This is a genomic window from Amycolatopsis thailandensis (assembly GCF_042723255.1).
GTDB classification, from domain to species: Bacteria; Actinomycetota; Actinomycetes; order Mycobacteriales; family Pseudonocardiaceae; genus Amycolatopsis; species Amycolatopsis thailandensis.
In genome coordinates, this window is record NZ_JBHXJK010000079.1 from 20404 (window position 1) to 30306 (window position 9903).

The following is a 9903-nucleotide window of genomic DNA, read 5'->3' on the forward strand; positions in this document are numbered from 1 at the left end:
CGAAGAACTGTTCGGTACCGGCGTGTCGGGCAAAGCCTGATCGGGAATCATCGCGCTCGCCCGGGAACTGTTCCCGGGCGGGTGGGTGTTCCCGGCGCCGTCCGGCGCCGGGAACGCGTTTTTCAGCGGGTTCGCAGGTAGCGGCCAGTGAGCGAAGCGGGCTCCTCGGCCAGGGCCGACGGCGTGCCCTCGAACACGACCGTCCCGCCGTCGGAACCCGCGCCGGGCCCGATGTCGATGACATGGTCGGCGTGCGCGATCACCTGCTGGTCGTGCTCGATCAGGACGAGGGTCGCGCCGTCGTCGACGAGTTCGTCGCAAAGGACGAGCAGCCGGTCGACGTCGCTGCCGTGCAGCCCGGCGGTGGGTTCGTCGAGGACCAGGCGCAGGTCGTCGGCGGGGCCCGCGTCCGCGAGGTGGCGGGCGAGGAGGAGGCGTTGCCTTTCGCCACCGGACAGGGTGTCGAGGCTCTGCCCGATCGTCAGGTAGCCGAGCCCCACCCGGTCCAGCCAGCGCAGTCGTTGCCCGATGGCGGACCGCTCGCCGAACAGGGCGGCGGCGTCCGCGGGGTTCAGTGCCAGGACGTCGGCGATGGACCGGCCGTTCAGGCGCGCGGCGAGCGCCTCCGGGTTGAACCGGGTGCCGCCGCAGGCGTCGCAGCCGGTCTGGACGTCGTCGAGGAAAGCCAGGTCGGTGACGATGACGCCTTTCCCTTTGCAGAGCGGGCAGGCGCCCCGGCCGTTGGCGCTGAACCACGATGGATGTTTCCCCGTGGCCTTGCCGAAGGCCTCGCGGACGGGCTCGGCGACACCGAGCACCGTGGCGGGGGTGGACCGGATGCCACCACGCAGCGGGGCCTGGTCGACGACGACGAAACCGGGATGCTGCCGGGGGAGTTCGCCGGTGATCAGGCTGCTCTTGCCGGAACCGGCGACCCCGGAGACGACGGTCAGGACGCCGAGCGGCACGTCGACGGTGACGTCACGCAGGTTGTGGCTACGGGCACCGGAGATCGTCACGCTTCCCCGGGCGGTACGGGGTCGTTCCCGGAAGTGGAGCGGCGTACGGAGGGAACGCCCGGTTTCGGTGCCACTGCGGGCGAGTGCGCCGGGGCCGCCTTCGAACTGGACGCGCCCGCCGCCGTCACCGCCGGCCGGTCCGAGGTCGATGACGTGATCGGCGGCCGCGATGACCGCGGGATGGTGCTCGACCACGAGAATCGTGTTGTGCGCGTCGCGGAGCTTGGTCAGCAGCTCCAGGAGCCGGTGCACGTCGTGCGGGTGCAAGCCGGTGCTGGGTTCGTCGAACACGTAGCAGACGTCGCTGAGCGCGCTGCCGAGGTGACGGACGATCTTGACGCGCTGGGCCTCGCCGCCGGACAGCGTCCTCGATTCCCGCGACAGGCTGAGATAACCGAGGCCGACGGACGCCAGCGCGTCGAGCCGCTCCCGGATCGCCCGTACCAGCGGCGCCACCGACGGATCGCGCACTGTCGCGACGACGTCGCGCAGATCGCCGACCGGCAAGGCCGACCAGTCCGCGATGGACCGCCCGTCGATCAGGCTGTCGCGCGCCGCCTTGGCGAGGCGGGTACCCGCACAGTCCGGGCAGACGCCGCGGGTGACGACTCCGGCGAGCCCTTCCTGTTCCTCGGCGGTGAGGCGCGACGGCGTCTTGCGGAGGTACGACTCCCGCAGTCGCGGGACGACGCCGTCGAAGACGCCGTGCTTGGGGTATTCGGAGCCGGGGTTGTCGAGGGGAAGTCCTTCGGCGTGCAGCAAGGTTTCGACCTTCGTCGCCGGTAACCGTTGCAACGGGACGTCCGGGTCGACGAGTCCGGAGTGGACGAGCCGCTTCCACCGGTAGGTCCCCGGGGCGAACGTCGGGAAGCGCACGGCGCCGTCGCGCAGGCTGCGCGAGCGGTCGAGCAGCCGGTCGAGATCGATGTCGTCGACCACGCCGAGCCCTTCACAGCGCGGGCACATCCCGCTGGGATCGTTGAACGAGTACGCGGGGGAGAACCCGGCGCCCGGTTTTCCGAGGCGGGAGAACAGCAACCGCAGCAGCGGCGCGATGTCGCCCGCCGTGCCCACCGTGGACCGCGCGTTGCCGGTGAACCGGCGTTGATCCACGATCGTGGTGAAGATCAGCCCGTCGATCCGGTCGACGTCGGCGGGCGGATGCTGCGGGAGCCGGTTGCGGACGAAGGCGGGATAGGTCCCGGTGACCAGACGCTCGGCTTCGGCCGCGATCGTGTCGAAGGCCAGGGAAGACTTCCCCGATCCCGATACGCCGGTGAACACCGTCAGCCGATGTTTCGGCACGCGCACCGACACCTCGCGAAGGTTGTTCGTCCGCGCGCCTTCCACCGTGATCCATCGTCCGCGCTCATCTTTCGCCATGACGTCACGCTACGATGAGATGTGGCCGGTTTACGGCCACAATTATCGGGAGGCGTCGTGACCGCACCACGAGAACGGATGCTGCGGCTGTTGTCGCTGCTCCAGACCGGCCGGGCGTGGCCCGCCGCCGAACTCGCGACGGCCATGGAGGTCCCGCCCCGCACCCTTCGCCGGGACATCGACCACCTCCGCGGCCTGGGCTATCCCGTGGAGAGCAGCCGTGGCCCGGGAGGCAACTACCGGCTCGTCGCCGGGGCCGCGCTGCCGCCGCTCATGCTGGAACACGACGAGGCGATCGCCACCGTGCTCGGACTGCGCCTGGCCGCCGCGGGCGGGACCGGCATCGACCTGACCGCCGAATCGGCGGACCGCGCCGCCGCGAAACTCCGGCGAGTCCTCCCGCCGGCGCTGCGACGGCGGACCGACGCGATGCTCGCCGCGGTCGAATTCGGGGGCGGTGAACAACCGCGGGTCACTCCCGACATCCTGAACGTCCTCGCCGCGGCGATCGCTTCCCGCCGGTGCCTCGAGTTCGCGTATACGGCGAAGGACGGCCCGTCGTCCCGGACGGTCGAACCGATGCGCCTCGTGCAGCTCGGCAGGCGGTGGTACCTCTACGCCTGGGACCTCGACCGGCGGGACTGGCGGAGCTTCCGTCTCGACCGGATCGCCTCGCCGAAGCCGACCGACGTGGCGTTCGAACCCCGTGACCTGCCCGTCGACGACGTCGCGGGGCATCTCCAGGACCGCTTCCACAGTCCGAAATCGCTCCGGATCACGCTGACCCTCGACGTCGGCGCGGGTGAGGCCGCGGCCCGGCTTCACCGGGTCGACGGGAGCTTCGAAGCGCTCGGCGAGGACAGGTGCCGATACGTCGCGTACGTCGATTCCTTCGAGTGGCTGGCTGTCGTCCTGACGCTCACCGACATCGGGTTCACGGTGGAGGAACCGGCTGAGTTCGGTGCGTATCTTGCCCGGATCGGGCGGCGGCTGCTGCGGGGGAGCGGGTCCAGTGGGTCGTGAGTGGCGATTCGGGTTAGAGGCCCGAAAGGCAAACGTGGCGTATGGTGGAACGGGTCAGCGACTCCGCGCGACACCGGAACTCGGGCGCTGACTGTGTGGATTTTGGTGCGTTGGACGCTCAGAAATCCACACAGTCCCGCGTGACCGGACCGGTCACCACACCCCTCAACCTGAGTGACATCTCACGCTCTCGCCGGCCACAACGACCCGACACCTTTGTCTTACCCCTCAAGAGAACCCGAATCGCCACTCGCGACCACCTGGACCGATTCGGCGGAGGAGGTGTCGGGATCGCGCTATTCCGGCAGCCGGGACATGCAGAGGACTCACTGCTCGATGCCGCCGGGCCGGGGTGGTCGTGATGCGAAAGCCACGTTCACAACCTTCAACGTTGCGAAAGTGGCTTTCCCAACCCGCGCCGCGCTGATCAAGGCCGTGCCGGCCACGTCCAGTGACCCACTGGATCAGACGTCGGCCTGGGGCCACTGCTGTCCCCGGGTCCACGACTCCAGCACCATCAGCGTCTTCGTGCCCGTCACCTGGTGATGCCGCCTGATCTCGTCGATGGTCCGCTGCAGGTGACCCATGTCCCGGACCCGCAGCCAGACGAGCGCGTCGGGGTCGCCCGCGATGGTGAACACCGCCTGGGCCTCCGGCATGCGGGTGGTCGTGCGGACGATCTCGCCGACCTTGGTGGTCCCGGTGAAGCGCAGTTCGGTGAACGCCTCGATGCCCCAGCCGAGTTTGGCGTGGTCGATCTGGACGGTGTAGCCGGTGATGACACCGTTCTCCTGCATGCGGTCGATGCGGCGTTTGACCGCCGCGGTCGACAGCGTGACGCGGGCGCCGATATCTCCCAGGGTGCGCCGGGCGTCTTCCCGGAGCAGTTCGAGGATCTCGCGATCGGTCTCGTCGATGAGCAGGTCCGCCATGAGCCGAGATGGTACGCAGACGCAACGGATATCGGCCAGCGGAGAAGAAGGGTCAGATTTTTTGCGCGCTGGGGATCAATAGACTGCCGCTTGTTGCGACGGCCCGGCGCGGTCGGGTCTCCTGTCGTGACGTCACGCGGGGGTGCCGAAGGAGGCAGGTCTGGTGGAGCAGTTCACGTTGGAGGACCGCTATCTGCGGGAGGACGGCACCGTCTATCTCAGCGGGGTCCAGGCGCTGGTCAGGATGCTGTTCGACCGGGTGCGCCACGACCGCGCCGCCGGGGCGTCGCCCGCCGTGTTCGTCTCCGGGTACGAGGGTTCCCCGCTGGCCGGGTACGACCTCGAACTCGGCCGCCGCTCCGTCCTGCTCGACAAGCACGACGTCGTGCACCGTCCGGGCCTGAACGAGGAACTCGCCGCGACCGCGGTCATGGGCAGCCAGCTCACCTCGTCGGTGGGCTCGTCACCCGGCGGGGTCACCGGCTTCTGGTACGGCAAGGCGCCCGGCCTGGACCGGGCGACGGACGCCCTGCGGCACGCCAACCTCGCGGGCACCGATCCGGCGGGCGGCGCGGTGGCGCTGGTCGGCGACGACCCGAACGCCAAGTCCTCGTCGGTGCCCTGCGCCTCCGAGCTCGCGCTCGCCGACCTCGCCATGCCGGTGTTCTTCCCGTCCGACTCCCAGGACGTGCTCGACTTCGGGCTGCACGCCGTCGAGCTGTCCAGGGCGAGCGGGCTGTGGTCGTCGATGAAACTCGTGGCGAACGTGGCCGACGCCGCGAGCACCGCCCACGTCCAGCCGCGGTGGACGGCGCCGGAGCTGGCCAAGGGTTTCACGCCCTACCGGCACAAGCCCACCTCGCGGCTGCTCGGGACCACGCTGATGGCGCTCGAACGCAGCCTCTACACCGAACGTGTGCCGCTCGCCGTCGAGTACGTGCGGGCGAGCGGGATCAACCGGATCGTCCAGGAAGGGCCCGCGGACCGGATCGGCATCGTCACCGCCGGAAAGTCCTATTTGGACTTGATGCAGGCGCTGCGGCTGCTCGGCCTGGACGCGGAAGCGTTGTCCCGGCACGGGATCCGGATCCTCAAACTCGGTGTCATCCACCCGCTCGAACCGTCGATCGTCCGCCGCTTCGCCGATGGCCTGAGCGAGATCGTCGTGGTGGAGGAGAAGCGCTCCTTCGTCGAGGCGGCGATCAAGGAGGTGCTTTACGGCACCGCCGGGGCGCCCGCCGTGTACGGCAAGACCGGCCCCGACGGCCGGACCCTGTGCACCGAACTCGGGGAACTCGACCCGGACGCCGTCGCCAGGGTGCTGGCCGGGCGGCTGACCGAGCACCACGAGATCCCGTCCGTGACGGCGTGGCGGCAGCAGCGCCGCCGTGAGCGCATCTCGATCCCGTTGCTGACCAGGACGCCGTACTTCTGCTCCGGCTGCCCGCACAACTCGTCGACCAAAGTGCCCGAGGGGACCGTGGTGGGTGGCGGCATCGGCTGTCACGCGATGGCGCTGTTCATGGAACCGGAACAGGTCGGTGACGTCGTCGGCCTGACCCAGATGGGCGGCGAGGGCGCGCAGTGGCTCGGGATGGAGCCGTTCGTCGACGCGAAGCATTTCGTGCAGAACATCGGCGACGGCACGTTCACCCACTCCGGCAGCCTCGCGGTGCGGGCGGCGGTGGCCGCCGGGGTGAACATCACGTACAAGATCCTCTACAACGCGACCGTCGCGATGACCGGCGGCCAGGACGCCGTCGGCGGGCTCCCGGTGGAACGGCTGGCGTCGCTGCTCCTGGTCGAAGGTGTCGCCAAGGTGGTCATCACCAGCGACGAGCCCAAACGGTTCCGCGGGACGCGCATGCCCGACGGCGTCGAGGTCCGGCATCGTGACGAATTGCTGAGCACACAAGAGGAACTGGCCGGCATCTCCGGCGTGACCGTGCTCATCCACGACCAGGAATGCGCCGCGGAGAAGCGCCGCAAACGCCGTCGCGGGAAGCTGGAGACCCCGGCCACCAAGGTCGTGATCAACGAACGCGTCTGCGAAGGATGCGGTGACTGCGGTGAGAAGTCGAACTGCCTGTCGGTGCAGCCGGTCAGCACCGAATTCGGCCGGAAGACCACGATCCACCAGTCGTCGTGCAACGTGGACTATTCGTGTCTGGCGGGGGACTGCCCCTCGTTCATGACGGTGGTGCCCACCGGGCGGAAACACCGGCGGCGGGCCGGGGAGATCACCGCGGCCGAGTTGCCCGCGCCCGAGACCGGCGGCACCGACTTCACCGTGCGGATCACCGGGGTCGGCGGGACCGGCGTGGTCACCGTCGCGCAGATCCTCGCCACGGCCGCCGTGATCGAGGGCAAGCAGGTCCGGACCCTGGATCAGACCGGGCTCGCGCAGAAGGGCGGCGCCGTCGTCTCGGATCTGAAGATCACCGCCGGGCCGACACCGCAGGCGCCGAAGCTCGCGGCCGGGGAATGCGATCTCTACCTGGCCTGTGACGTCCTCGTCGGCGCCGACCCGGTGCATCTGACGGTGGCGGACCCCGGCCGGACCACCGCCGTGGTCTCCACGACCGAGGTGCCCACCGGGCGGATGGTCGTCGACACCACCGTGTCCTTCCCCGACGCGGCTGCCGTGCGCGGCGCGATCTCGGAGAACTCGGCCAGGACCGTGGCGCTGGACGCGCGAGCACTGGCGGAAACCCTGTTCGACGACGACCAGTTCGCCAACATCCTCCAGCTCGGCGCGGCGCACCAGACCGGCGCCATCCCGCTGGACGCGGCCAGCCTGGAACGCGCGATCGAACTCAACGGGGTCGCCGTCGCGGGCAACCTCCAGGCCTTCCGGCGGGGCAGGCAACTCGTCGCCGATCCCGACGGGCTGCACGCGGCTGTCGCCCCGCCCGCCGTCGCCGCGGCTCCCGCTCCGTCGGCGGCCGCTCTTCGCGCCCGCGCGCTCGTGCAGGCCGAGCAGGGTTCGGAACTCGCGCGCCTGCTGGACATCCGCGTCCCCGAACTCGTCCAGTACCAAGATGTTCGCTACGCGCGGGAATACGCGGAATTCGTGGAACGGATCCGGGTCCTGGAAGGGGATTCGACCGCCGTCACCGAGGCGGTGGCGCGCAACCTGCACAAACTGATGGCCTACAAGGACGAGTACGAGGTCGCGCGGCTTTCGCTCGACCCTGCCGTGATCGCGGGCATCGAGGCGGAGTTCGGGGTGGGCAGCCGCTATGCCTACCGTCTGCACCCGCCCGTGCTCCGCGCGCTCGGGATGAAGCGGAAGATCGCGCTGGGCCCGAAGTTCCGCCCGGTGTTCGTCGCGCTGCGCGCCGCCCGGAAGCTGCGCGGCACGCGCTGGGACCCGTTCGGCAAGGCACACGTCCGGAAGGTGGAGCGGGAACTCGTCACGCAGTACCGGGAGACGATCCTCGCCGCGTTCGGCACCGAAGCCGCCGATCGCGGCAGGCTGCTCGCGTTGGCCGAGCTGCCCGATCTGGTTCGCGGTTACGAGGACGTCAAACTGGCGAACGTCGAGGCCTACCGGCGGGAACAGTCCGCGCTCCTCGCCGATCTCGTACCCGGAAAGACCCGGATCAATTCCTGACCGGTGATTTCCGTTGTTTCCGCGGCCTTCTTTCCCGTATTCCTTCCTGGCTGAATCCGGGCCCCGGCGAAGACCATCTTGACCGGGATTATGACCATTCCCGGGCGGCCGAATGGAGGTTGTGGCTTTCTCGGTGGTGGCAAGACTGGAGATCATCGCCACCGCGGAGGAGGACGGATGAGACTCGACAGAAAGGTGGTGGCCGCCGTCGCGGCCACCATGCTGATCGCGACGCCGTTGACCGGTTCGGCGTCCATGGCCAGCGATCTGATCAAGGCGGATCCACCCGCGCCGGTCTGCTCACCGGGCACCACGGTGAAGACGGACGACGGTCCGGTGTGCGGCGTCAAGGGCGCCGAAGTCACGTCGTGGCAAGGGATCCGTTACGGCGCGCCGCCGATCGGGGAACTGCGCTGGAAGGCGCCGCGCAGGCCCACTCCGTGGACGGAGACCTTCGCCGCGACCACCGAAGGCAACCAGTGCGCGCAGCCGGCGAGCGTGGGCCCGGCCACGGACAACGAGGACTGCCTCAACCTGACCGTCCGCGCGCCGGCCAAACCGGGGCCAGGGCCGCTCGCGGTGATGGTGCAGATCCACGGCGGCGGGTTCCTGCTGTTGAAGCCGCAGGACGCGAGCCGCCTGGTGACCGGGGGCAACGTCATCAGCGTGGAGGTCAACTACCGGCTCGGGATCTTCGGGTTCTTGGCTCACGAAGGGTTCGGTGAGCACGCCGGGAACTACGGATTGCTGGACCAGCAGGCCGCTTTGCGCTGGGTGCAGCGCAACATCGCGCGGTTCGGCGGCGACCCGCACAACGTGACGATCTACGGTGCTTCCGCGGGTGGTTCGAGCGTCTGCGCCCATACGACCGCGCCGAGTTCGGCGGGATTGTTCAAGCGCGGCATCGCTCAAAGCGGGGAGTACAACTCGCTGCTCGGCGTGGACACCGTCTGGCAGGCGCAGGATTGCAAGTCGAAACTGCCCACCGAGGAGCAGGCGCACCGCGCGGGCGCGAAGTTCGCCGCCGGTGTCGGCTGCGGGGTCGAGGCCGAGGCCGCCGCGTGTCTGCGCAAGGTGCCCGCGGCCGCCCTGCTCAAACAGGCGGATCACGGACGGGAGCCCGGCAACGGCACGATAGCGCCCATCGTGGACGGGAAGTTCCTGCCGATGTCGCCGGGGGAGGCGTTCGCCACCGGGCGCGTCAACGACGTGGCACTGATCCACGGTGTGGACCGCGACGAGACCCAGCTGCCCTCCGCGTCCACTCCGGCCGACTACGAAAAGCTCGTGCTCCAGCAGTATGGCGAGCACGCACCCGCCGTCCGCAGGACTTACCCGCTGAAGCGGTTCCCGACGCCCGCGCCGTTCCTCGCCTACCGGACCATCGTGGCCGACTCCAATTCGGTCTGCCCCTCCGTGCTCAACAGCGAACGGCTGTCGAAGCACATCCCGGTGTTCGCCTACCAATTCGACGACACGGACGTTCCTCCGCAGTTCTTCCTCGACCCCACCAAACCGAACGGCGCCTATCACATCGCCGAAATGCTGTTGCTGCTCCCGGGCGGCAACAAGCTCACCCCCAATCAGCAGGTCCTGTCCGACCAGTTGCTCACCCAGTGGACCGGATTCGCCCGCACCGGCAATCCCACGGTGGACGGGGCACCCCGTTGGGATCCCTACACCGAGGACAATCCCGTCGTCATGGCGCTCAACGCCGCCGGTGACAGTCAGCTCACCACCGAGATTCCACGGCAGCACCACTGCAAGAAGCTTTGGGACCCGCTGACGCCGTTCAACGCGAGTCGCTAGCCGAAAAGGACTTGCGCGGGCGGGAAGAGCTGTCACGATCGACGGACTTCTTCCCACCAGGCCGTACTTGGCCGGGGTGGTCGTGAGTGGCGATTCGGGGTGTAACCCAACATGGCACGAA

Annotated in this window: 5 protein-coding genes; 3 read left to right on the forward strand and 2 right to left on the reverse strand. The window is 69.1% G+C overall.

Annotated elements, in window-relative coordinates; translation table 11 throughout:
* Positions 1 to 122: 122 nt before the first annotated feature.
* Positions 123 to 2402 carry an ATP-binding cassette domain-containing protein gene (locus ACFWMR_RS27640; RefSeq protein ID WP_378380460.1) on the reverse strand — a complete coding sequence of 760 codons (2280 nt, stop codon included), beginning with the start codon at positions 2400 to 2402 and terminating at the stop codon, positions 123 to 125.
* Positions 2403 to 2459: 57 nt separating this feature from the next.
* On the opposite strand from ACFWMR_RS27640, the gene ACFWMR_RS27645 reads away from it, so the two are divergent.
* Entirely contained in the window at positions 2460 to 3425 is a 966-nt protein-coding gene (locus tag ACFWMR_RS27645) for a helix-turn-helix transcriptional regulator (protein ID WP_378380461.1), read from the forward strand.
* Between the two features lie 464 nt (positions 3426 to 3889).
* On the opposite strand, the gene ACFWMR_RS27650 is transcribed toward ACFWMR_RS27645, so the two are convergent.
* Positions 3890 to 4357 (reverse strand): Lrp/AsnC family transcriptional regulator, encoded by a 468-nt coding sequence (locus ACFWMR_RS27650; protein ID WP_093935046.1) that lies wholly within the window; start codon positions 4355 to 4357, stop codon positions 3890 to 3892.
* A 163-nt stretch (positions 4358 to 4520) separates the two neighbouring features.
* Here ACFWMR_RS27650 and ACFWMR_RS27655 point away from each other — a divergent pair, with 163 nt between their 5' ends.
* Positions 4521 to 7973 carry an indolepyruvate ferredoxin oxidoreductase family protein gene (locus tag ACFWMR_RS27655; RefSeq protein WP_378380462.1) on the forward strand — a complete coding sequence of 1151 codons (3453 nt, stop codon included), beginning with the start codon at positions 4521 to 4523 and terminating at the stop codon, positions 7971 to 7973.
* Positions 7974 to 8150: 177 nt separating this feature from the next.
* Positions 8151 to 9782, forward strand: coding sequence for a carboxylesterase/lipase family protein (locus ACFWMR_RS27660; RefSeq protein WP_378380463.1), 1632 nt, complete (start codon positions 8151 to 8153; stop codon positions 9780 to 9782).
* Positions 9783 to 9903 lie beyond the last annotated feature (121 nt).